This is a genomic window from Alkanindiges hydrocarboniclasticus (genome assembly GCF_001982605.1).
GTDB classification, from domain to species: Bacteria; Pseudomonadota; Gammaproteobacteria; order Pseudomonadales; family Moraxellaceae; genus Alkanindiges; species Alkanindiges hydrocarboniclasticus.
In genome coordinates this window covers 1-22,453 of record NZ_MLCN01000006.1, presented here as the reverse complement: position 1 = coordinate 22,453, position 22,453 = coordinate 1, and the positions used below count along the sequence as shown (strand labels likewise).

Annotated in this window: 23 protein-coding genes and 2 pseudogenes; 15 read left to right on the top strand and 10 right to left on the bottom strand. The window is 44.8% G+C overall.

Translation table 11 applies throughout. From position 1 onward, the window contains the following. Nucleotides 1–103: 103 nt before the first annotated feature. Complete coding sequence (locus BKE30_RS01985) at nucleotides 104–571, bottom strand: DUF1289 domain-containing protein (protein ID WP_227518293.1); 468 nt, start codon at nucleotides 569–571, stop codon at nucleotides 104–106. A gap of 286 nt (nucleotides 572–857) precedes the next feature. Here BKE30_RS01985 and trhO point away from each other — a divergent pair, with 286 nt between their 5' ends. The 4 genes and pseudogenes from trhO (at nucleotide 858) to BKE30_RS01970 (ending at nucleotide 4,101) form a co-directional block, all read left to right on the top strand. Then, entirely contained in the window at nucleotides 858–1,829 is a 972-nt protein-coding gene (gene trhO, locus BKE30_RS01980) for an oxygen-dependent tRNA uridine(34) hydroxylase TrhO (protein ID WP_076876999.1), read from the top strand. 471 nt (nucleotides 1,830–2,300) lie between these two features. Next, nucleotides 2,301–2,840: pseudogene (locus BKE30_RS16255) on the top strand (hypothetical protein); the annotation flags it as partial. Nucleotides 2,841–2,882: 42 nt separating this feature from the next. Beyond that, nucleotides 2,883–3,356 (top strand): annotated as a pseudogene (locus BKE30_RS16250) (hypothetical protein); the annotation flags it as partial. A 97-nt stretch (nucleotides 3,357–3,453) separates the two neighbouring features. Continuing rightward, nucleotides 3,454–4,101 (top strand): DedA family protein, encoded by a 648-nt coding sequence (locus BKE30_RS01970; protein WP_076876998.1) that lies wholly within the window; start codon nucleotides 3,454–3,456, stop codon nucleotides 4,099–4,101. A 202-nt stretch (nucleotides 4,102–4,303) separates the two neighbouring features. Here BKE30_RS01970 and BKE30_RS01965 read toward each other — a convergent pair whose 3' ends face one another. Both BKE30_RS01965 and BKE30_RS01960 read right to left on the bottom strand, forming a co-directional pair. Continuing rightward, nucleotides 4,304–4,831 (bottom strand): YecA/YgfB family protein, encoded by a 528-nt coding sequence (locus BKE30_RS01965; protein WP_076876997.1) that lies wholly within the window; start codon nucleotides 4,829–4,831, stop codon nucleotides 4,304–4,306. 493 nt (nucleotides 4,832–5,324) lie between these two features. Next, nucleotides 5,325–5,540 carry a PA3496 family putative envelope integrity protein gene (locus BKE30_RS01960; RefSeq protein ID WP_076876996.1) on the bottom strand — a complete coding sequence of 72 codons (216 nt, stop codon included), beginning with the start codon at nucleotides 5,538–5,540 and terminating at the stop codon, nucleotides 5,325–5,327. 390 nt (nucleotides 5,541–5,930) lie between these two features. Here BKE30_RS01960 and rpoD point away from each other — a divergent pair, with 390 nt between their 5' ends. From rpoD to BKE30_RS01925, 7 genes are all read left to right on the top strand, one after another. Beyond that, entirely contained in the window at nucleotides 5,931–7,805 is a 1,875-nt protein-coding gene (gene rpoD, locus BKE30_RS01955; protein ID WP_076876995.1) for an RNA polymerase sigma factor RpoD, read from the top strand. Nucleotides 7,806–7,994: 189 nt separating this feature from the next. After that, complete coding sequence (locus tag BKE30_RS01950; protein ID WP_076876994.1) at nucleotides 7,995–8,282, top strand: YbeD family protein; 288 nt, start codon at nucleotides 7,995–7,997, stop codon at nucleotides 8,280–8,282. An 82-nt stretch (nucleotides 8,283–8,364) separates the two neighbouring features. Next, nucleotides 8,365–8,883: a hypothetical protein gene (locus BKE30_RS01945; RefSeq protein ID WP_076876993.1), complete on the top strand. Its 519-nt coding sequence runs from the start codon at nucleotides 8,365–8,367 to the stop codon at nucleotides 8,881–8,883. Nucleotides 8,884–8,899: 16 nt separating this feature from the next. Beyond that, nucleotides 8,900–9,553, top strand: a complete 654-nt coding sequence (lipB, locus tag BKE30_RS01940) for a lipoyl(octanoyl) transferase LipB (protein WP_076877081.1) — start codon at nucleotides 8,900–8,902, stop codon at nucleotides 9,551–9,553. 93 nt (nucleotides 9,554–9,646) lie between these two features. Next, complete coding sequence (locus BKE30_RS01935; protein WP_406564653.1) at nucleotides 9,647–10,177, top strand: hypothetical protein; 531 nt, start codon at nucleotides 9,647–9,649, stop codon at nucleotides 10,175–10,177. Nucleotides 10,178–10,179: 2 nt separating this feature from the next. Further along, complete coding sequence (locus BKE30_RS01930; RefSeq protein WP_076876991.1) at nucleotides 10,180–11,367, top strand: iron-containing alcohol dehydrogenase; 1,188 nt, start codon at nucleotides 10,180–10,182, stop codon at nucleotides 11,365–11,367. Nucleotides 11,368–11,663: 296 nt separating this feature from the next. Beyond that, nucleotides 11,664–13,352, top strand: a complete 1,689-nt coding sequence (locus BKE30_RS01925) for a DUF4394 domain-containing protein (protein ID WP_076876990.1) — start codon at nucleotides 11,664–11,666, stop codon at nucleotides 13,350–13,352. A gap of 95 nt (nucleotides 13,353–13,447) precedes the next feature. Here the strand turns inward: BKE30_RS01925 and BKE30_RS01920 are convergent, their stop codons facing one another. The 4 genes from BKE30_RS01920 to BKE30_RS01905 all read right to left on the bottom strand — a co-directional run bounded on the left by BKE30_RS01920 (nucleotide 13,448) and on the right by BKE30_RS01905 (nucleotide 15,563). Then, a complete protein-coding gene (locus BKE30_RS01920) occupies nucleotides 13,448–13,861 on the bottom strand; it encodes a DoxX-like family protein (protein ID WP_076876989.1) in 414 nt (137 codons plus the stop codon). After that, a complete protein-coding gene (locus BKE30_RS01915; RefSeq protein WP_227518292.1) occupies nucleotides 13,851–14,240 on the bottom strand; it encodes a thiol-disulfide oxidoreductase DCC family protein in 390 nt (129 codons plus the stop codon). Before BKE30_RS01915 ends, BKE30_RS01920 begins: the two co-directional genes overlap by 11 nt. A 124-nt stretch (nucleotides 14,241–14,364) precedes the next feature. Then, entirely contained in the window at nucleotides 14,365–14,832 is a 468-nt protein-coding gene (locus BKE30_RS01910; RefSeq protein WP_076877079.1) for a tRNA (cytidine(34)-2'-O)-methyltransferase, read from the bottom strand. A gap of 95 nt (nucleotides 14,833–14,927) precedes the next feature. Next, nucleotides 14,928–15,563: a superoxide dismutase gene (locus BKE30_RS01905; protein WP_227518297.1), complete on the bottom strand. Its 636-nt coding sequence runs from the start codon at nucleotides 15,561–15,563 to the stop codon at nucleotides 14,928–14,930. A gap of 339 nt (nucleotides 15,564–15,902) precedes the next feature. Between BKE30_RS01905 and rlmM the strand changes: the two genes are divergently transcribed. Continuing rightward, entirely contained in the window at nucleotides 15,903–16,964 is a 1,062-nt protein-coding gene (gene rlmM, locus BKE30_RS01900) for a 23S rRNA (cytidine(2498)-2'-O)-methyltransferase RlmM (protein ID WP_076876987.1), read from the top strand. A gap of 201 nt (nucleotides 16,965–17,165) precedes the next feature. Further along, nucleotides 17,166–17,765, top strand: coding sequence for a hypothetical protein (locus tag BKE30_RS01895; protein WP_143253626.1), 600 nt, complete (start codon nucleotides 17,166–17,168; stop codon nucleotides 17,763–17,765). Between the two features lie 10 nt (nucleotides 17,766–17,775). On the opposite strand, the gene BKE30_RS01890 is transcribed toward BKE30_RS01895, so the two are convergent. The 3 genes from BKE30_RS01890 to BKE30_RS15930 all read right to left on the bottom strand — a co-directional run bounded on the left by BKE30_RS01890 (nucleotide 17,776) and on the right by BKE30_RS15930 (nucleotide 20,475). Beyond that, the gene (locus BKE30_RS01890) at nucleotides 17,776–18,510 is read right to left on the bottom strand and encodes an SGNH/GDSL hydrolase family protein (protein WP_076876985.1); all 735 of its coding nucleotides are present in this window, start codon (nucleotides 18,508–18,510) and stop codon (nucleotides 17,776–17,778) included. A gap of 264 nt (nucleotides 18,511–18,774) precedes the next feature. Further along, entirely contained in the window at nucleotides 18,775–20,325 is a 1,551-nt protein-coding gene (gene lysS, locus BKE30_RS01885) for a lysine--tRNA ligase (protein WP_076876984.1), read from the bottom strand. Between the two features lie 9 nt (nucleotides 20,326–20,334). Beyond that, a complete protein-coding gene (locus BKE30_RS15930) occupies nucleotides 20,335–20,475 on the bottom strand; it encodes a hypothetical protein (RefSeq protein WP_158073145.1) in 141 nt (46 codons plus the stop codon). Between the two features lie 251 nt (nucleotides 20,476–20,726). Between BKE30_RS15930 and BKE30_RS01880 the strand changes: the two genes are divergently transcribed. Further along, a complete protein-coding gene (locus tag BKE30_RS01880; protein ID WP_076876983.1) occupies nucleotides 20,727–21,890 on the top strand; it encodes a zinc-dependent alcohol dehydrogenase in 1,164 nt (387 codons plus the stop codon). A 281-nt stretch (nucleotides 21,891–22,171) separates the two neighbouring features. Next, on the top strand, nucleotides 22,172–22,453 hold a 282-nt coding region (locus BKE30_RS01875; protein WP_264754278.1), incomplete at its 3' end, for a MaoC/PaaZ C-terminal domain-containing protein.

The window sequence follows — 22,453 nt, the reverse complement described above, 5'->3', positions numbered from 1 at the left end:
GATCGCAATGGAATAATTAATAATTATCTTTATAAATCAATCTTTTAATTAGAAAATAACATTTTGGGGTTTGCCTGCTTCATGGGTTTTCCTTATAAAATCTTTATAAGCTATTGGCGCCTGCGGCAGTTTCACCAAATTGGGCTGCCCGTAACCACGCCAGTTCAAAGCTGGCCACCGCCAGTGAATAAATGCGCTGCTCAAACAATTGCCATATTTTTTGCAAATGCAGGGCTGATACGTTCAAACCTGCCCGCTCAAGACAAGCCGGATTACGCTGGCAAATCCGTAGGGCATGGTAAATCTTGCGACCTGCCGAGGCCTTCTCCAGCAAGCGCACCTGCTGCGAGCGCAGCAATTCGTCCAGTGCCTGCTCATCCCGAATTTGCACCAGTGGTAACAAAATCTGGTCAAGCTGGCTATCCAGTCGTTGCCAGATCAGGCGCTGTTCTTCTGGTGAATAACGGTTCCAGTGAATAACTTCATGGCTAAAACGACGGCAGCCACGGCAAACACTATCCCCAAATACGGTTGAGCATTTTCCGGCGCAAGGCGTTAAGGCAGCAGTCAATTGAACCTCCAATTATTCACGGTTTGTTTCCCATGCTCTACACTGATTAATAAAAACACAATATCTAGTATTTTATTAAATATTAAAATCTATATATAGACAATATCAGTTTTTTATTCTGGCGTTTAACCAATGAAAATTTTAGCTATTTTATTATTGTGGCCATGAGCGCAATTAAACCATAATTTTTTTATGGAATTTATCGCGCTTTGTAGTTCAAACCAGTAGAATATGCGCGTCTCATTTTCCTGTTTATGTATTTAGGCAGACTCTTTAGGAGCGTTTCATGTCCGCAACATTAGACCAGCAGCTTGCACCTGCGTCTTCTACAACCACCATCGATCAAAACCCTGTCAATGCAGGCACGGCTGATCAAAACTGGGTTGTGGCGGCGCTCTACCAGTTTCATCCGGTTGCCGATCCATCAGCATTACAGCAACAATTACTAGATTTGCTTAGCTCACTTAACATCTGCGGCACCCTGATTGTTGCGGGCGAAGGCATTAATGGCACTGTGGCAGGCTCGCGTGCGGCCATTGACCAGATGCGTCACTACCTGCTGGATTATGGCTTTACCAATATGGAATATAAGGAATCATCGAGTTCCGAAAAGCCATTTCGTAAAACCAAGGTTAAACTAAAAAAAGAAATTGTTACCCTGGGAGTAGAAGTTCAGCCCCGTTCGCAGGTAGGCCATTATCTTAATCCTGAAGAGTGGCACGACTTTATTCAACAGGACGATGTAATTTTAATTGATACCCGCAATGACTATGAATATAAAGCCGGTACATTTAAAAATGCCATTGATCCCCAAACCGAAAGTTTCCGTGAATTCCCGGAATATGTTGAAAAAAACCTGAGCGATGCCAAAGACAAAAAAATTGCCATGTTCTGTACGGGTGGTATTCGCTGTGAAAAATCCACCAGTCTGCTACTACAACAGGGTTTTAAAGAGGTCTATCATCTCAAGGGTGGTATCTTAAACTATCTGGAAAAAATCCCGGCAGATGAAAGTCTGTGGGAAGGCGAATGCTTTGTATTTGATAACCGTACTGGTGTAACTCATGGCGTGCAGGAAGGTGAAAGTGTCAAATGTCATGCCTGTGGCTGGCCACTTACACCTGAAGAAGTAGAGCTATCCAGCTATGAGCTTGGGGTAAGCTGTGTTTACTGCATTGATAAAACCACTGAACAGCAAAAAGCAGGCTTTCGTATGCGTCAGTCGCAACTAACCCGTGCCAAGCGCAAGAGACTTTAACTCTTCCAAGGTTTAAGCGGCTAATGTAGTGATCAGCCAATTAGAGCAACAATTAACGGGACAGTATGCTTTTACTGGCCCGTTTTTTAGATCTGGTATTTAAGTATGTTAACAACTAAATTTATTAAAAAAATTGACATGGTTTAAAACATCACTTTTGAAAATTTTAAGCGCTTGCAGCATTTTTTACCTATTTATTAACGTGCACTACTCAAACCGGATACCGCCTTAAAGTAGCAATCTTTAGGCCGACTTAAAGGATTGTTTACGCATCATCTACAACTGTCACGCTTCATTACGCTTCACGCTTTTTTTACTTCAACCCTCCAACAAGAAACGCTTAGCAACTACATTTGCGACAAACTACAGTAGCGACATAGGGTACAGCCCTGTTTATGGAAAGAAATGCAGTACTAGTAATTCAGGTAACTGTTCAGATTAAAAATTTTGAAAGTCAATTGGAGTAAAGCGATGAGTAGTTCACGTGATAATTTAGACAACATGGACCGCGACCAAATTAAAAATATGTCGGATGAGGCGCGCGATGATTTAAATGCTGATCCGATTACTGGAGAACCTGGCTCCCATCCAGTTGGTACTGGCTTAGGTGCTGGTGGTGGTGCAGCGGCTGGTGCAGCTATTGGTGCTGTTGCTGGCCCGATAGGCTCTATGGTTGGTGGTGTTATTGGTGCAATTGCTGGTGCAGCGGCTGGTCATGCTGCCGGCGAAGCCATGAATCCAACCGAAGAAGAAGCCTACTGGCGTGAAAACTATAGCAACACTTCATATTATAAGTCTGATGCCAGCCAGCATCCTGACTTGAACTACGACCGCGATTACAGTACTGCCTACCGCGTAGGTTATGAAAACCGTGCGCACTATAACCAGACCCACCGCTTTGAAGATGCAGAAACTGATCTAAGCCGTAAGTGGGATGAAGTAAAAGGCGAATCACGCCTAGAGTGGAATCAGGCCAAGCATGCAACCCGTGATGCATGGGATCGTGCCACTACCCGTAGCACTGGTCATTATGACAGTACAACCCGTACTGACAATGACTTAAACCGTGATCCAATCACTGGTGAACCCGGTTCTCATCCTGTAGGTACAGGTGTTGGTGGCATTGGTGGTGCAGCGGCTGGCGCAGCCATTGGTTCTGCTGCTGGTCCGGTAGGTACTGTAGTGGGTGGTGCAATTGGCGCAGTCGCTGGTGGTGTTGCAGGGCATGCCGCTGGTGAAGCCATGAATCCAACCGAAGAAGATAACTACTGGCGCAACAGCTATACCACTACCCCATATCATTCCAGCAATTCAGCCCTGTATTCTGATCTGGACTATGACCGTGATTATAGCCCTGCGTATCGTCTGGGTTATGAAAACCGTGCACGTTATGGCAATGATGCGCGCTTTGAAGATGCCGAGAGCGATCTTGAACGCAACTGGGAAGAGTTTAAAGGCGAGTCCCGTCTAAAATGGGAACAAGCTAAAAATGCAACCCGTGATGCATGGAACCGTGTTACTCACTAAGTGCATTGACTAAAAAGCACCTTCGGGTGCTTTTTTTATAACTATAGGATGAGCTATTGAAAGTTAATGAATAATGCAGCCTAAGGATTAATTAAATATGTCATCAATTGCGCAATGGATTAACGAAGTCATGCAGCAACTGGGCTATTTCGGAATTGCCCTGTTGATGTTTCTGGACAATATATTCCCACCCATCCCTTCTGAACTGATTATGCCTGCTGCGGGCTTTACGGCGTCGCAGGGCGATCTGAATATTATCGGGGTTATTATTGCCGGAAGCTGCGGTAGTATTCTGGCAGCTATTACCCTGTATTGGATTGGCCGGATATTGCATGAAGACCGCCTCACTACATGGCTTGAACACCATGGCAAATGGTTATTTCTAAAGCCGGATGACCTCAAAAAAGCCACAGGCTGGTTTAACCAGCATGGTCGCAAAATTGTGTTTTTTGGTCGTATGGTGCCGGCTGTCCGCTCCGTTATTAGTATTCCTGCGGGTATAGCACGCATGCCCTTTGGCCTGTTTTTACTGTATACCAGTATGGGCACTATTATCTGGACCAGTATTTTAGCGTTGGCGGGTTATTATCTGGGTAATAATGTTGAAAAATTCTCGCACTGGCTATCTGGAATAGGCAATGTCATCGTAGTGGTTTTATTACTTGCTGCCGGCTTTGCAATTCGTCGCTATTACAAACATAAAGGTCAGTCTGACAAGCAGGAATCCAAAAAAGCTTCAGCTTAATTTAACAAGGTTTTTAAAAATAAGTTTTCGGTATCGTGTGACATGTTTTTCAGCCTTTTAATGGCCAGATAAACACTAATGAAATAAGTCTAATTTAATGAATTAAAAATCAGGCTACCCTGCACAATCATGCAGCTATTTGATTACGTGGCAGCCTGTTTTTTACTTTAATCCTGAAAAACTAAAACCCCTGATCTTTCAATTATTCTTCCGGTGCATGATACAACAGGTACAGCTTGGTCAGGTTTTCTGGAATTTCTTCAGCCAGCTCGTCCATCAGGTCGCCATTACGACGAATATTATCCATCTCTGTTTCGCCTTCAATACCGCTAAACACCATCATTGGCAGGGTTAGCATGATAATGGCTTCTTCGTCTTCTGTAGCACCAAACCATGCTTCATCATTTAAAAACAATGCATCAACAAAACCCACGCTCCAGTCGCCAAGGCTGGAATCTTCTGTGGCTTCCTCAATTTCAAATGGAAATTCAACAGTTTCTTCATTGATTAGGGTTTGCTGGATATCTTCACGCCATAACCGGATTTGTTCAATGATATCCTTATTAATCTTGCCTTCATTATTTTCAAATAACTGGCTTAACCAGTCTTTTAGTTCCGGACCAACCACAGTAGCACATAAAAAACCGTGTGTTGCTGCAAAATCCAGACCGTGCTCATTGTTCTCGCCATCCAGAAAGTCGGCCAGCAAATCCAAATCCAGCGTTGCCATATCGTTTACCAGTTATTTAAAATTTCCTGTATTGTGACATACAACCCCTGCAAAATTAAATATTAAAAACTGTGAATGACTATTTGCAGGCTTCCTAAAAACATCCTGTTAAACCGCTCTGTTTTAATAAAAATTAAATTTTTGAATGCCTATAAAATATAGAACTCAATGTCCTTTTGTTGTAAGGCTTTTTTAAAAGATTGAACATGACTTCGCTATTAAAAAATGGTATTAGGTCCCGAATATTACAATCGCTTTTGATAGTGAAAGGTTGGTCAATTCTGATACAAGGGCTTTCCAGGGTCTGCCTACTCAGGCATTCAGTCTAAAGATGCAAATAATAGCTAGAAGCGATCAATACGCATATTAAAAGCCGCACAAAGCGGCTTTTAGTTTTTTTATCAGCCCCATACTAAATGGGGCCGTTAGGCCGGCATGACCCATTTAAAACCTGACAATAGTTTAGCCTGAGATCAGTACGGCATAAACCGGGCTAGAAATCTTCGTCATCATCAATATCATCAAAATCGTACTCAAGGTCTTTAAGCTCACGCTGCAAACGACGCTCGGCCAGCAAATCATCAATCAGGCGACGTTTTAACAGGGAGTCCTTGGCACTGGCGGCCTTGCTACCGCTTTCATCTTCAAACGGCGCTTCTTCTTCACTAAAGCTATCATCCAACTCAAAATCCTGACCTGAACCAGACATAGCACACCCCCAAAAAAATTTTGTTCTGGCGGCTATTTATCGTTGAAAGAAAATAAAGTCAAGCAATTTTTTTGTGCAACAGTAGAACCTGTGGTCTGTCTGTTGTTTTTCATCAGATTTAAAATCCAGCATTTACGCTGCCCAGCAGACTATTTAACAGTCAATTTTAAGTCCATGACTGGCAGGCTGCTTGAAGCACCGACTTGAAAAATAAAAAATATCCCTCATATTGGCTAGTATTGCATACACCGTTATTTGCCTAGTGATGGACAATAATGGTGTTGCGCCAAATTTAATCAGCTTTGTGAGTTAGGGCTAAAACTGTAGTAAAAAATATGCTACCATGCGCGATTGCCCTAAGCCACTGATAAACATTAAGAGTGACGAACGATGAGCGATTTGCAATCCCCTACCTCGCAAGTAGCGGCTCTAATTAGCCGAGGCAAGGAACAGGGTTACCTGACCTATGCCGAAGTCAACGATCATCTACCGGACTCCATAACAGAAAGTGAGCAGATTGAAGACATCATTCAGATGCTCAACGATGTTGGCATTCCTGTTCACGACCGCGCCCCTGAAGTCGATGAAATTCTGCTGGAAGATAATCCGGATGCCAGCGATGATGAAGTAGCTGCCGAAGAAGCGGCTGCCGTACTTGCCTCTGTAGAAAATGAACCGGGTCGTACCACAGATCCGGTGCGCATGTATATGCGTGAAATGGGTACGGTGGAATTACTGACCCGCGAAGGCGAAATCAGTATTGCAAAACGCATTGAAGATGGTATCCGTGATGTGCTGCATGCCATTGCCCACTGGCCGGGTGCCGTGGATGTGGTATTACAGGAATATCAGGAAACCATTAGCGGTGAACGCCGTCTGGCCGATATCCTGTCTGGTTATCTTGACCCGGATAGCGATGAAGAAATTCCAGAAGTCATTGATGAAGAATTGCTGGCCGATGAAGCGGCCCCGGCTGTTGCCAAAGCAGAAGTAGCTGATGATGACGAAGAGGAAGAAGACGGCGACAGCTCCGATGATGAAGTTGAGTCCGGTCCTGATCCTGAAATTGCGCGTGTTCGCTTTACTGAATTGCAGGATCGTCTGGACGTCGTTAAAGCTGCCATCGAAGCGCATGGTCGTCATTCCAAGCAGGCTGAAACTGCCCTGACTGAAATGGCCACCGTGTTCATGATGTTCAAGCTAACACCTCGTCTGTCTGACCAGTTGACGGCCATGATTCGTGACACCCATGAGCAGATTCGCCTGAGCGAACGTGAAATTATGCGCTACAGTGTCCGCCGTGGCCGCATGAACCGTGACCGTTTCCGCAAGACTTTCCCCGGTAGTGAATCCCGTACCGACTGGCTGGATGAACAGATTGAGCAGGAACCAGCCATTGCCTCTTATCTGAATGCAGTACGTGCTGACGTCATTGCTTTCCAGCAAAAAATTGCTGATATCGAAAGTTCATTGTCGTTGCGTGTAGCTGAAATCAAGGATATCTCCAAGCGCATGGCAATTGGTGAAGCCAAGGCCCGCCGCGCCAAAAAGGAAATGGTCGAAGCCAACCTGCGTCTGGTGATTTCGATTGCCAAGAAATACACTAACCGCGGACTGCAATTCCTTGACCTGATTCAGGAAGGCAACATTGGCCTGATGAAAGCAGTAGACAAGTTTGAATATCGTCGTGGTTACAAGTTCTCGACTTATGCCACTTGGTGGATTCGTCAGGCAATTACCCGCTCCATTGCGGATCAGGCGCGTACCATTCGTATTCCGGTACACATGATTGAAACCATCAACAAGATCAATCGCGTGTCACGTCAGTTGTTACAGGAAATGGGTCGTGAGCCTACTCCTGAAGAACTGGGCGAACGTCTGGAAATGGATGAAGTGAAGGTTCGCAAGGTATTAAAAATTGCCAAAGAACCGATTTCCATGGAAACCCCGATTGGTGATGATGAAGATTCACACTTGGGCGATTTTATTGAAGACACCAATATCACTTCACCCGTGGAAGCAGCAACCTCCGAAGGCCTGCGTGAAGCCACTCGTGAAGTGCTGGCTAACCTGACCGAACGTGAAGCCAAGGTTCTGAAAATGCGTTTTGGTATTGATATGCCAACCGACCATACGTTGGAAGAAGTGGGCAAACAGTTTGATGTCACCCGTGAGCGGATTCGCCAGATTGAAGCCAAGGCATTGCGCAAGCTGCGTCATCCTTCCCGTTCTGAACACCTGCGTTCATTCCTGGAAAATGATTAATTTTTCTGCTTCAGAAAAAGTTGAAAATGCCTGCTGAATGCGGGCATTTTTATTGGGCAAAGATTGCTAATGCTATTGATAATATGGCATTAACTATTTTTTGATCAATTGATCTTGAGACACTGTGCTAGCCTTTAGTTTAATGAAATCATCCCAATATAGAATTTAAGCAAAATTAGAGAGTACATGATGAGCGACAATCAAAACATTCAACCCTTAAATGAAGAACTGTGGCAATTTCCGATGGATTATCCCATTAGGCTAATTGGTAATGCTGTGCCCGAGTTACGCGATGAGGTACAGGCCATTTTGCTCAAGCATTTTCCAGATTTTGATTCGAATAATATTGTGGTGCAGCCCTCCAGCAAAGGTAATTATCACTCCATTCGTGCCCAGTTGCGCTTTGAAAATATTCAACAGGTTCATGCCCTGTATGCCGATTTAAAGGCGTGTGAGCATATTAAAACCGCGTTGTAATGCAACATAAAAAGGAGCGTTGAGAAATCAGCGCTTTTTTAATAATTACTGACTAATAAATTGATTAATCAAAGATTTTTTCATGATAAATATATTTCAGCAACTTTTTAATATAAGTGGTGAAAACACCTACTATTTGCGCGCGCTACATGATCTAGAAAATATTGATTTAAATTACTATTATAAGCTTTTCAATATAATTGATGATCCAGCTCAAATCACAATATTACTATCTTCTGAATCTTGGCGTGAACATCTCATAGCTTATATGTTGATAATGACGAATAAGTCGAATTTTTTCACTGAAGAATTAAAAGAGTGTTTTTCTCGAGGTAGTTATATATCCCCTCAATTAGCTGTAGCTTTTGCACTCCAAACTCGAAAAGAAGGTTTAAGGTATTTTTTAGACTGTTTGGAATCTTCTCGACTATCAAGCAAGTCAATAGGTGCAATAATGGCCGTACTTCCTACATGCTGGGGATTTAAGTTATCTATTTCTGATCTAAATATAGATTTAGATGACTTCAAAATAGGTTATTTAATGGCTTTTCATCATCTCAGCTTTTGGCAAAAAAATGGGTGGGAATGTACTCCTCATTAAACAAATTAATATTTCTATGACTAATCAGCCCTCTCTTCACATTACGCAATTCTCCACCCTGCAACCTTACGCGCCTACCTTTGCAGCCATGAAGCAGTTTACTGAAAACCGGACTAAATACGATCCGGATCAGCTCTGGCTGTTGCAGCATCATGATGTCCTCACCCAAGGTCAGGCTGGTAAACCGGAGCATGTTTTACTTCCTTCCCCAGACTTGCCGATTGTGCAAACAGACAGGGGTGGACAGGTCACTTGGCATGGCAAAGGCCAACTGGTGGGTTACCTGATGTTTGACCTGAATCGGCTTAAATGGAATGTGCGCGATCTGGTTAACTTTACCGAACAGCTCATCATTGACCTGCTCAAACATTATGGCTTAACTGCCTATGCCAAAAAAGATGCACCGGGTGTTTATATTAATGAGCAGAAAATTGCCTCATTAGGGTTCAAGATTCGCAAGGGTTGCAGCTATCACGGTTTGTCCCTGAACATGGATTGCAGCCTTGATGGCTTTTCCCGGATTAACCCCTGTGGCTATGCGGGCCTGCAAATGATCAGGCTGATTGATGTACTGGACAATCCACCAAATTTTGCGCAGATCTGTCAGCAAATACAGCATTTAATCGAAAAACAGCATATATTTTCCAGCATTAAGACTGGACTTGTCTAAACAATCTGTTATTGTAGGGGTGAAAATTAGAGTAAATACTCTAAAGATAAGTTTTACCCATTTCACTTAAATATTGATGATTGAGAATGCGTAGTGAAACCGACCAATAAACTTCTTCCGGCAGCACAGCGTGCTTATGTCGCGCTTATGATGGATGTCATCGGACGCGGCCTTACCTCAGCAAGTCAGGTTGACCCTGAGATTCATAATGAAACGAAAGGATTCCCGGCTGGTTTTATTGTAAGAATGACGGTATTTCCCAAAGGGCCAAACTTTACCGCGCAAGCACAACAGGACGGCTCCCTCAAGCTGTTTAATGGCTTTGACGGTAAGCCAGACCTCACCATTACCTTTAAGCATATGTCACATGCGTTTTTAGTGTTTTCCTTTCAGGAAGGAACAGCACGGGCGTTTGCCAATGATCGCATGGTAGCCGATGGTGATGTGTCTTATGCCATTCGCATGGTGCGCTGCCTGAATAAAATGGAAGCCCTGATCCTGCCAAAAGTTGTGGCCAAGCTAGCTGTGAAAGAATACCCGGAACAATTAAGCTTTACTCAGAAGCTTAATCTGGCCTCCCGAATTTACCTTAAAGTTGCTCAAACCTATATTAAACGGAGCTAATCATGGCCAAGCCGTATTATGAATTTTTTTGTCCAGTAAAAGTGATTGCAGGGAATGCAGCCCTTGAGCACATTCCTTTTGAGCTGGCAACCCTTGGTGCCAAGCGCGCCATGATTATTACCGACAAGGGTGTGCGCAGTAATAACCTGCTGGAACCGATTCAGGCAGCATTTGAAAATACTGACAGCACAATTGCAGTAATCTTTGATGATGTTCCACCGGATAGCAGTCTGCAAACGGTACGTACAGCCGCTGAACTATATCGCCAAAATAACTGTGATGCCATTATTGCTGTAGGCGGCGGTTCAGTGATTGATACCTCTAAAGGCGTGAATATTCTGGTGTCAGAAGGTGGGGATGACCTGCTGAAATATTCTGGTGCCCATAACCTGCCGCGTCCATTAAAACCATTTTTTGTGGTGCCGACCACTGCCGGTACAGGCTCTGAAGTAACTTTGGCTGCGGTAATATCTGATATTGAAAAGAATGTAAAACTGCCTTTTGCCTCTTATTTCCTGATGCCACATGCGGCTATTCTTGATCCGCGTATGACCTCAACCCTGCCACCGCACATCACAGCCATGACTGCCATGGATGCCATGACCCATGCGGTAGAAGCGTATACCTGTCTGGCGGCTAATCCAATCAGTGATGCCTATGCATTTGCTGCCATTAAAAAGATCAGTGAAAACCTGACTAAAGTGCTGGATGAACCCAAAAATGCGGATGCACGTCTGGAACTGGCACAGGCGTCTACCATGGCAGGTATTGCATTCTCCAATGCCATGGTTGGTCTGGTGCATTCGCTGGGTCATGCTACTGGCGCTGTTGCTCATTTGCCACATGGCCTGTGTATGAACCTGTTTATGCCCTATGTGCTGGAATATAACCAGTCTGTGAATGGTGACAAGATTGCTGAGCTGCTGTTGCCGCTGGCTGGTGCAGAAGTCTATGCCGCTACCCCTGCGGATCAGCGTGCAAACAAGGCCATTCAAACGATTCGCCAAATGCGTGATATGCTGTTTGAGCGAACCAAATTGCCACGTACCCTGAAAGAAACCGGCAAGGTTACTGAAGCGCAACTGGATGACATTGCAACCAAGGCACTGGATGACGGTTCGATTATCTTTAATCCGCGTGAAGCGTCAAAAGCAGATTTAAAAGCCATTTTACAAAAAGCCTGGGCTTAAATTGCTTTGACTAAACTGCATTAAAGGTATCGTTAAGGAAAATCCTGCTTCGGCAGGATTTTTTATATCAACTAACAAAAAAACCCGAATTATTAAATCTAGCTTAATTTTGCGTAATCTGCATAAACTCTCTCACCTAACCAGTGTTGGCGATGCAAAACACTCTATCTTTCCTACTAGACTGCTACGGAATTCCGCATTGTCTTTATGGTTTGCTGCAAGAACTTACTAAATGCTACATCAGCCTTAATAAGTAAAAACCAAAGCCGATTGATAAATAGTGCAAGGAATAAATGATGAAACAGAAAACACTGGTGGTTGCTGTGGCTACCCTTTGTGGTTTAGTACTGGCAGGCTGTAATGATAGCAACTCTGATGACTGGATGCCGATTGAATCCAAACCTACTGTAACAGGGAATGTGCTGGTTTTAACAGATAATAACCATCTGGCTTCGTTTAATATGGACAAGCCCGATACCCTGATTTCCAGTGAAAAAATTACCGGCCTAAAAAATAACGATAGCCTGATTGGTATTGATTATCGCCCTGCTGATGGCAAGTTGTATGCCGTGGGTAGTCTGGGCACTATTTATACTATTGATCCGTCTACCAACCGGGCTGAACTTAAATCCACACTAATCGCCGATTCAGCTGATACTACTGCACCCTATACAGCAATTAGTGGCAATCCGGCATTGATGTCCGTAGATTTTAACCCTGCTGCAGACCGGTTAAGAGTCATTGGCAATGATGGCCAGAACCTGCGCATTAATGTGGATACGGGTGCAACCACCACAGATGGGGCTATTAATGGAGCAGATGCGACCATTACTTCTGCGGCCTACAGCAACAGTTTTGCAGGAACTGCAACAACAAGGCTCTTTGATCTGGATGTTAAGGCCGATCGTCTTTATCTACAAAGCCCGCCTAATGATGGCACACTGGCAGTTTCTGCACCGTTAGGTGTTAATGCCGAAGGTAGCAGTGGCTTTGATATTGACAGTAATAATAATCAGGGCTATGCCATTTTAAATGTAGGAAGCAAACAACAGTTTTACAAAATTGATATTAATAAGCTAGCAGCTACTGATTCTGCCAATGTAGCCATGCTGGTAGGCAATCTGCCATCAAGCCTGACTAGCGCAGCTATACGCGGTCTGGCTTTAAAACCAGCCAGTGATGCTGGTGTCACAATTCAGGGCCTGAGTAACAGCAACCAGCTAATTTCCTTTAAACTCACTAAACCTGCCGATGTCAGCACGGTGGCCATCACTGGTTTGACTTCCGGTGAAACCATTGTGGGCATTGACTATCGCCTGCGTACCGATGTAGCCGACAAATCTGGTGTACTGTATGGCCTGTCTAGCCTAGGTAATCTGTATACCATTAATGCCAGCACTGGCGCAGCGAACAATCGCAGGGCACTCACGGCAGCAGCAGATGACAGCACCCTGCCCTTTACCGGGCTAAATGGCAATAGCTTTGCCGTTGACTTTAATCCGGCAGCAGACCGCCTACGGGTTATTAGCCAGACAGGTCAAAACCTGCGCATTAATGTCGATACTGGTGCAACCATTACCGATGGCAATTTAAATGGCCTGCTCAATCCACAAGTGGCTGCGGCGGCCTATACCAACAGCTATCAGGGTTCAGTTTCCTCCACCGCACTGTTTGATCTGGACAATACCAGCAACCGTCTACTGCAACAAATTCCACCTAATGACGGGAATTTGGTCAGTATTGGAGCTTTAGGTATTACGCTGGGTACAAATAGTGGGTTTGATATTGCTGGTGGGGATAACGGACTGGCGCTGGCTACCGTGGCTGATGCGAGTGGCAATACTTCCAGCATCTATCGCATTAACCTGACCACTGGGGCAGCTACCCCTGCTATTGCAGTAGGCGGCACCGCTAACTTGCAAGCTTCCAAAATTGGTACAAACACCACACCTGCGCTGATTGATTTGGCAATCTGGCTCAAATAAGCCTTTTTAAAGCAGTTATTCTTTTTAAAACATAAAAATCCCGTATTCACGAGTGCGGGATTTTTTATTGGCAAGCTTATTTTAGCGCTTAGCTATTATTGACGACTTAACGTGATATTCCAGGAATCTCCTCTATCCTTCAATGCTATCCACGCCAGTAGCATGCCACTAATATTACTGATAACCGGATTAAATGCGCCAGTTAGCAACTCGGGCGTGATCACGATAATATCCAGCAGCAGTACAGCCAGTGCAGTAAAAGCCAGCCAGACTGGCCAGTTCTTTTTATAAAAAACCAGAATTAACAAACCGAGCAGGATTTCACCCATACCTGCCATTTGCGCTATCAGCTCAGAATTGAGCCAACCTTGCATAGACATAGGCATTAGCGCCAGATGCTGTTGATTAATAGATAGCTCAGTTTTATCCAGAAAAACCAGCTTGGGCACGAGTCCCTGATAGATAAATAAAAAACCCAAACCTAAACGGGCTAAGGTACTAGATTGCATGGTCTAAAAACCGTTTACGGATTTGCAGCGTAGGAGCCATGCACTGTGCATGCTGCCCGAATAATGTATAGCGCCGGCTTGCCACCTGATCATAGGCCCAGTCTCGCCAAGCCTTGGGAATAATGCGCCCGGCAGCCAGCACACTAAATGGAAAAGGCAATTGCTGCATGATGCGCAACAGGGCATCACTGCGCTCATACACCTGATGGCCTTCAATCAGTAGCATGGTGTCAAAGTGGTCTGTTGGCATGCCAAGCGACTTTAAAATGGCCTGTCCTTGTGGCGACTGCACACTGCACAACTTGAATTTTTCCAGCACATCATGCCGGATCAAAAACCGGCTCCAGCCGGTGCATAGCTTGCACACCGCATCAAACATGACAATTTTATGGCCAGGCTGAATAAAGTCCGGTAAAGCAGGTTGACTGATACTATGAAATTGCCAGTTGCCTAGTGCGTTGCGATAAAAACCCCTACTCGCGTCATGCTTATTGCTGAAAACCCTATTGCTGAAAGCCCTGCTGTCGCCATGCTTCATAGATCATCACTGCCACTGAGTTAGACAAATTCAGACTACGCGATTCAGGCTGCATCGGCAAGCGCAACCAATGCTCAAAGGGAAAGCTCATGCGTACTTCTTCTGGCAGGCCACGGGTCTCCGGCCCAAACAGGAAGGCCACGTTACGATTGAGGTTGCTGTCAAATGGCGAATGCTGGCCTTTGGTAGTGAGTGGGAAAATGGCTTCAACTCCCAGTGCTTTTAGCTCATCCAGACAAGGTTGCAAGGATGGCCAGATCTTAAGTTGTGCCCACTCGTGGTAATCCAGCCCGGCCCGTTTTAATTTTTTGTCTTCAAGTTCAAAGCCCAGTGGTTCAACCAGATGCAGCTTGGCACCCGTATTGGCACATAGGCGAATAATATTACCGGTATTACTGGGTATTTCCGGCTCAAATAAAACAATATGGATCACAGCTAAACCCATTCAATAAAAAAACCAGCCATAGTTTAGCTGGTTTTATTTCAAAAGCTAAAAGCTGTTTTCAGCCCTAGCTTTAAATTTGATAGCTACTTCATTGCTGCCTCAAAGCGCTGGTTTACTGTATTCCAGTTCACTACATTCCAGAATGCCTTGGTGTAGTCGGCACGCTTGTTCTGATATTTCAGGTAATAGGCATGCTCCCAAACATCCAGACCCAGTAAAGGCTGGCCTTTGGTTTCCACAACATCCATTAATGGATTATCCTGATTGGGTGTAGAAGTCACTGCCAGTTTATGATCAGGTGTCATGATCAGCCAAGCCCAGCCAGAACCAAACCGGCTGGTTGCGGCCTCATTAAACTTTTGCTCAAAAGCTTCTAACGAGCCAAAGTCAGCCTTAATTTGTTTTAGCAAGGCGGCACTTGGCTTACCGGCTTTGGCTTTAGGGCTTAAACTTTCCCAGAAAAAACTGTGGTTATAATGGCCACCTGCATTGTTGCGCACGGCAGTGTTGTATTTGGAAATTTGTGCCTGTACCTGCTCAATACTCATTTTGTCCAGTGCGGGATAATTCTTGATTTCCTTGTTCAGGTTATCGACGTAGCCCTTGTGATGCTTGCCATAGTGAATTTCCATGGTTTGCTTATCAATGGATGGCTCCAGCGCATCTGACGAATAAGGTAATGGTGCCTGCTTAAACTCGGCAAAGGCAGCACTTGCCATCCCCAAGCTGGACACAATGAGTGCGGAAATACCCAAAGAACGAAAATAAACCGACACGGCCTGCTCCTTAACTGTCATTGATCAAATACCCCCTAACCGTAGCAAACGATTCTCAATTCGATGTAGGCTTGCTGTAAGCTTTTAGTAAAATTCCAGCAAAAATAATTAGATATTCCTATTTTTCTTAAATTTGTCTTAAAAAATTACTTGTTTATCAACGCCTCAATTGGCTGTTTTAGCGCAAAACAGCGTCTGAAAAATTAAAATGGCTAAACGTCCTATCAACGGTAAAAGCCGCCTATAATAGTAGGTCTATTTTTTGTATTGCCAAGCACTGTTATGTCATATTCCTCTAAAACTCCGGCCATAGTTGGCGTACTGGCACTGTGCCGCATTGGCTTTGAGCGCGAGTGCAGTAGCGAGCTTGAACGCTGGTTTGGCGAACGTGGCGCAGATGGCTATGTCAAATTTGAAAAACTGGGCGGTCAGGTCATCTGGTTTGGTCAGGCCAAACAATTTCCCAAAACCTCCGAACTTATTTTTGCACGCCAAGTGGTTAAGCTGATTAGTAAAACACCGGTTTATTTTGATAATAAAGACCGCATTACGCCGATATTAAGTGCACTTGAAGGCCAGTCTTACAGCGCGATTTATTTTGATAATACCGACACCAATGATGGCAACAGCATGGCGGATTTGTTTCATCGCCTGCAAAAACCACTGCTGTCTGCGGCTGGCAAAGCCAATATTTTAAACCGTGAAGCCTCTCAGCGCGCGCATCTGGTGTTTATTGATGGCACAGCAGCATGGCTTGGCATTAGCGAACCCGGTGAAACCCTGAAATGGCCAATGGGTATTCCACGCCTGAAAATGCCGCAGGATGCCCCGAGTCGCTCTACCCTAAAGCTGGCCGAAGCCTTTGCCTATTTTATGGACAAGGAAGAACAGACCGAATGGTTGCGTGAAGGCTTAACAGCGGTGGATCTGGGCGCTTGCCCCGGTGGCTGGACGTATCAACTGGTCAAACATGGCTTGCAGGTGATTGCAATTGATAATGGTGCCATGAATGAAAAAATCATGGAAACGGGACAGGTTGAGCACATCAAAGCCGATGGCTTTGTCTATCGTCCACCGCGTCCGGTGCACTGGCTGGTGTGTGACATGGTGGAAAAACCAGCTCGTGTGGCGCAATTGATGGCCGACTGGCTGGCGGATGGCGATGCGCAGCGTGCGATGTTTAACTTAAAACTGCCTATGAAAACCCGGCTGGATGAAGTGGAATACTGCCGCGAGATTATTGAAGAACGTTTAAAACAGGCAGGCAAAAAAATTGAACGACTGCAATTTCGCCAGTTGTACCATGACCGTGAAGAAGTGACGGTTTATTTGATTGTTAAATAAAGCTCTGGTGTCGATGAACTCGGCTAATGTATAAGTGGTATACATTGCCGGGGTGTGCTTTACATAACATACAACATAACTCTCAGACATTTAAATAATATCAGATTATATATTTCTGAAAGCATATTATTTAAGCACTGAACGAGAAGTAATTTTACTGTGTGTTGTTTATTAGTTAATCCATTATTAGAAGTTTCTATCGTGAAAACATCGAAAGCGTGCGTCATTTCATTGATACTGCTTGTGCAAAGCATCAGTAAAACAGCATTTGCACATGAGTGCATTGATCCATCGCTTACACAATACGCAAAACAATCACTTTTGAGTCTTTTTGGCGACCATATTAATCTAAATGCCAACAGCAGATTCCCATTTCTAGGGAAAGTACTCAAGAGCACCTGCTCAACTCAGCATACATCTTGCCAAGTTCTATTCGAACCAAAGGAAATTTTTTTCGATCTCGAATCAGCAGTAGGAGATATGTTCGGAATACCCGAGAAGAGCATTCAAGACGTGTTCGTAATATTTGACGGCATTAACGGTACTCAATTTCCAGTAGGCAGCGAATGGTTTGCCATCCCTGAAAATTATGGCTCATCAGATGGACACGGTAGTGGATTTGTATTTAACACTTCTTGCGGCTCAGCACTTGCAAGCTACAAGGACGGAAATTTGATTCTGTTAAATGGGAAAGTCATACCTTATGCTGACGTTAAGCGACCACTGTCTGAAATGATTAACCCGAAATCCATCGAAAGGCTTAAAAACGCTCTTCACGAGGTGATGATTAATCAGAAATGAGAATAGCAGCCTAACTCGGTGTTACTTTAAAATCCCCTATCCATCCTCCAACAACCCCCGCCAGCAACGTCGCCCATGCCTGATAAACCTCAGCACTGGGATGAAAACCGTCATTGGCTAAAGGAATATCACCCTGCCCTTGTTCAAGCGGCAGAGTGATTTGTACACATTCAGGATTAGCCTTTAATAACTCAGCCAATGCCTTATTCATTGCTTGCACATAACTTCCCAAATGCCAGCGCAACGGCTGCGGCAACGCAGAAAACAAATGCATGGGTGGCACACTAGTCAGCAGGATTAATTTCGGTTGGAATTTGTGCCTAATCTGTTGCAGTAATTGCTGTTGTAAGCCAATCCATTTTTTGGGTGATACTAATCGCGTTACATCATTCACCCCAACAGAAGTCACCACCACATCATAAGGCTGCGGCTCAATTTGTGATTTTATACGCTCAATCACTTCTTCTGAAGTATGTCCCGTGCTGGCTTCAAGCCGCCAATGCACCTGATAGTGCTGTGATAGCTGTTGAACCAGTTGTCCAGATAAGGCTTGCTGCTGCGTTTCCACCCCCACGCCTGCTGCCGCTGAGTCACCGAGTATTAATAGTCGTAGTGGCTGACCAGTGCCAACTATTCCAGCTCTTTCGCCTACAGGTTCAGGCAAACGAAGCATGTTTTTTTTGACACGTTTTCCTTGACCAAAGAGAACAGGGGCAAGTGCTAGAGTGACTAAGGTTAAACGCATTATTTTTTTTCCTTAGTAAACTAAGCATGTGGTTACACTATGATAATAACTCAGTAGGGTCAATCTATAATGAACCTTTACGACTTAATCTAAATCTTTAAAAATTAAAAATAGATGGGTCGATTGGCTAAACATTTAGCCATAAAAAAGCCTCTAAACAGAGGCTTTCTCGACTAGCAAAAATCTATACCCAACAATTATTGAGCTTCTTTTTCGCGCACTTCGGGCATAGCTCTCAGTCTTGCGACGCGGTAGAGCGGTGCTCTACTTTTCGCGTCTCATATGCGGGAATAAAATCACATCTCGGATACTGGCCGCATCGGCAAACAGCATCACCAGACGGTCAATACCGATGCCCTGCCCTGCTGTCGGTGGCAAACCATATTCCAGCGCTTCAACAAAGTCGGCATCATAATGCATGGCTTCATCATCACCCGCATCTTTTTCAGCCACCTGCGCCTGAAAGCGCTCAGCCTGATCAATCGGGTCATTTAACTCGCTAAAGCCGTTAGCCAGCTCGCGCCCACCAATAAAGAACTCAAAGCGGTCGGTCACATGCGGATTGGTATCGCTACGACGGGCCAGCGGTGAGGTTTCTGCCGGATATTCAGTAATAAATGTGGGCTGACGCAGTTTGGTTTCTACGGTTTCTTCAAACACGATGGTTTGCAGCTTGCCCAGACCAAAACCGGATTTAACCTGCTCTTTTAGGGTATTTTGCACGAAGCCAGCCAGAAACTCGCGGTCATTGACTTGGTCACGGGTGAGTTCAGGATTGTTTTCCAAAATGGCATCCACCATGGAAATCTTTTTATAAGGGCCTTTAAAGCTAAATACTTCGCCCTGATACGGCACATCAGTGCTGCCCAGAATATCAAGCGCCAGTTTTTCCAGCATGTTTTCAGTGAGTTGCATCAGGTCTTTGTAGTCTGCATAAGCCTGATAGAACTCAATCATGGTAAATTCAGGGTTATGCCGTGTTGACACGCCTTCATTACGGAAATTGCGGTTAATCTCAAACACCCGCTCAAAACCGCCAACGACTAAGCGCTTTAAATAAAGCTCTGGGGCAATACGCAGATACAGCTCCATATCCAGCGCATTGTGATGCGTGACAAACGGCCGCGCGGCCGCCCCACCGGGGATTACATGCATCATGGGCGTTTCAACTTCCATGAAGCGCTCGCCAATCAGGTATTCACGGATACCAGCAATGACCTTGGCCCGAATTTCAAAGGTACGACGGGTATCTTCATTGGTAATCAGATCAAGGTAACGCTTGCGATATTTGACTTCGGTATCATTTAAACCATGAAACTTGTCAGGTAATGGACGCAGGGATTTGGTGAGCAGTTCAATGCTGGTCAAGTCCACATACAAATCACCCTTGCCGGAACGCGCCAGTGTACCTTTGGCTGCAATAATGTCGCCCAGATCCATTTGCTTGATCAGTTCGAGTTCATCAGCCGATAATACTTTACGGTTTACATAAAGCTGGATGCGACCCGTCATGTCCTGAATCACCATGAACGAACCACGGTTTAGCATCAGGCGACCAGCAACAGTGACCAAAACCGAAGTCGCTGCAAGGTCTTCCTTGCTGCTGTCCTTGTATTGTTCCTGCAAGTCACCGGCATAATGCTCGCGCTTGAAATGATTAGGCCATGCATTACTGCCTGTTTGCTTGGCCTTTTCTACAATGGCATTCAGCTTGGCATGACGCTGCGCAATTAAGTCGTTTTCAGAAATTTGCTGATCGTTGGTGTTTTGATCCGACGTGACTTGACCTGAATTGTGCTGACCTGACTGCGTCATCATCTGCCTCTAAGTGTTAGGAAAAAATAAGGCGGCAATCATAGCAGAAAAGCCTGCCATTGGCAGCACACTGCCAGTTTTTTGCTGGCTTCTATTGCCATAGTTATTGGCAAAAAGAACTGAAACGCTGTTTAAAATAGCTGGTTTCATTTACTGATTTGCATAAATTTTAACCTTAAGCGTGTATAAACCAACGCTAACTACTATCCCTGTAGTGCTTTTAATACTCAACCTGAATTGAGGGTTAAGCTGCAACGTTGCAGTATGGATGGACGTTTTTTACAGACCTGATTATGCAGACCAAGCTTTTAGCTGTTTTCAATCTAGAAGCCCGGTATTTTGTAAATGACAATAAGTCCTGTTTATTTCAGCTTATCTTTTCAAGGCTTGAGGATATAACAATGCGTGCATTAACTTACCATGGTGCCAAGGATGTTCGAGTAGAATCCGTACCCGATCCGGTGATTCAGGAACCGGATGACGTGATCCTGCGGGTCACTGCAACGGCTATTTGTGGCTCTGATTTACACCTTTATCGCGGCAAGATTCCAGCCACCAAGCATGGTGATATTTTTGGCCATGAATTTATGGGCATTGTGGAAGAAGTTGGCCCGGCTGTTACTGAAGTGAAAAAAGGTGACCGCGTTATTATTCCATTTGTAATTGCGTGTGGTCACTGTTTCTTCTGCGAACATGACCTGACAGCCGCCTGTGAAAATACTAACCCTGACCGTGGTGCCATTTTAAACAAGAAACAGATTCCACCCGGTGCAGCCCTGTTTGGCTATAGTCACTTGTATGGTGGCGTGCCCGGCGGTCAGGCAGAATATGTACGCGTCCCTAAAGGCAATGTCGGGCCATTTAAGGTTCCCGGTTCCCTGCCGGATGAAAAAGTATTATTCCTTACCGATATTTTGCCCACAGGCTGGCAAGCGGTAGTGAATGCACAAGTTAAAAAAGGCTCCAGTGTGGCCATTTACGGGGCTGGTCCCGTAGGATTAATGGCAGCAGCTTGCGCGCGTTTGCTGGGTGCAGAACAGATTTTTATGGTGGATCACCACGAATACCGCCTGAATTATGCCCGTGAAACCTATGGTGCTATTCCGGTAAATTTTGATCGCGTGGATGCTGCTGAATTTATTATTGGCAATACGGCAGGCCAGCGAGGCGTAGATGCAGTGATTGATGCCATTGGTTTTGAAGCCAAGGGCAGCATGATAGAAACGGTACTTACCAACCTGAAAATTGAAGGTTCCAGTGGCGCTGCACTGCGTCAATGTATTGCTGCGGTACGCCGTGGTGGTGTAGTCAGTGTACCGGGTGTGTATGCCGGGCCAATTCATGGTTTCCTGTTTGGTGATGCATTTGACAAGGGCCTGACCTTTAAAATGGGCCAGACCCATGTGCATCACTTCCTGCCAGAGTTGCTCGAACACATTGAAAATGGCGACCTGAATCCGGAAATTATCATTACCCATCGCATGAAGCTGGAAGATGCCGCTGAAGGTTATCGTATTTTTGAGCAGCGTGAGCAGGAATGCCGCAAGGTGATCCTGACACCCTGATTAACTTTTATAGCGTTAAAAAAATCAGTAGCCAAGTCATTTTATTGTACTTGATTTAAGTCGCTTTACTCACGTAGTCATCCTATCTGCATTTTAGGATGACTATTTTTTTATCCCCTCCTGTCGCAATGGCATATCGCAAAATGAGTATTAACCAAACTGCTTATCGACTAAAGGGTAAAGTTTTATGCATGGACAACCACACCAAATCATTAAATAATTAATTTTTGGCACCAAACAATTTAACACTAACATTTAACCTTAGTGATGAGGATAGCTGCATGACTGCTCCATTGTATCTGGATGATTTAAACATTGGCGACCGATTTACCAGTCCTGCCTATACACTGGAAAAAGATCAACTACTGGAATTTGCAGGGGAATATGATCCCCAACCGTTTCATCTGGATGATGAGCTGGCCAAGGACACCCTGTTTAATGGTCTGGCAGCCAGTGGCTGGCAAACAGCGTCCATTACCATGAAGCTATGGACTGAAACGCTGCATATTGCCAACGGCCTGATTGGTATTGACTGTCATCTAAAATGGCCCACTCCCACCCGG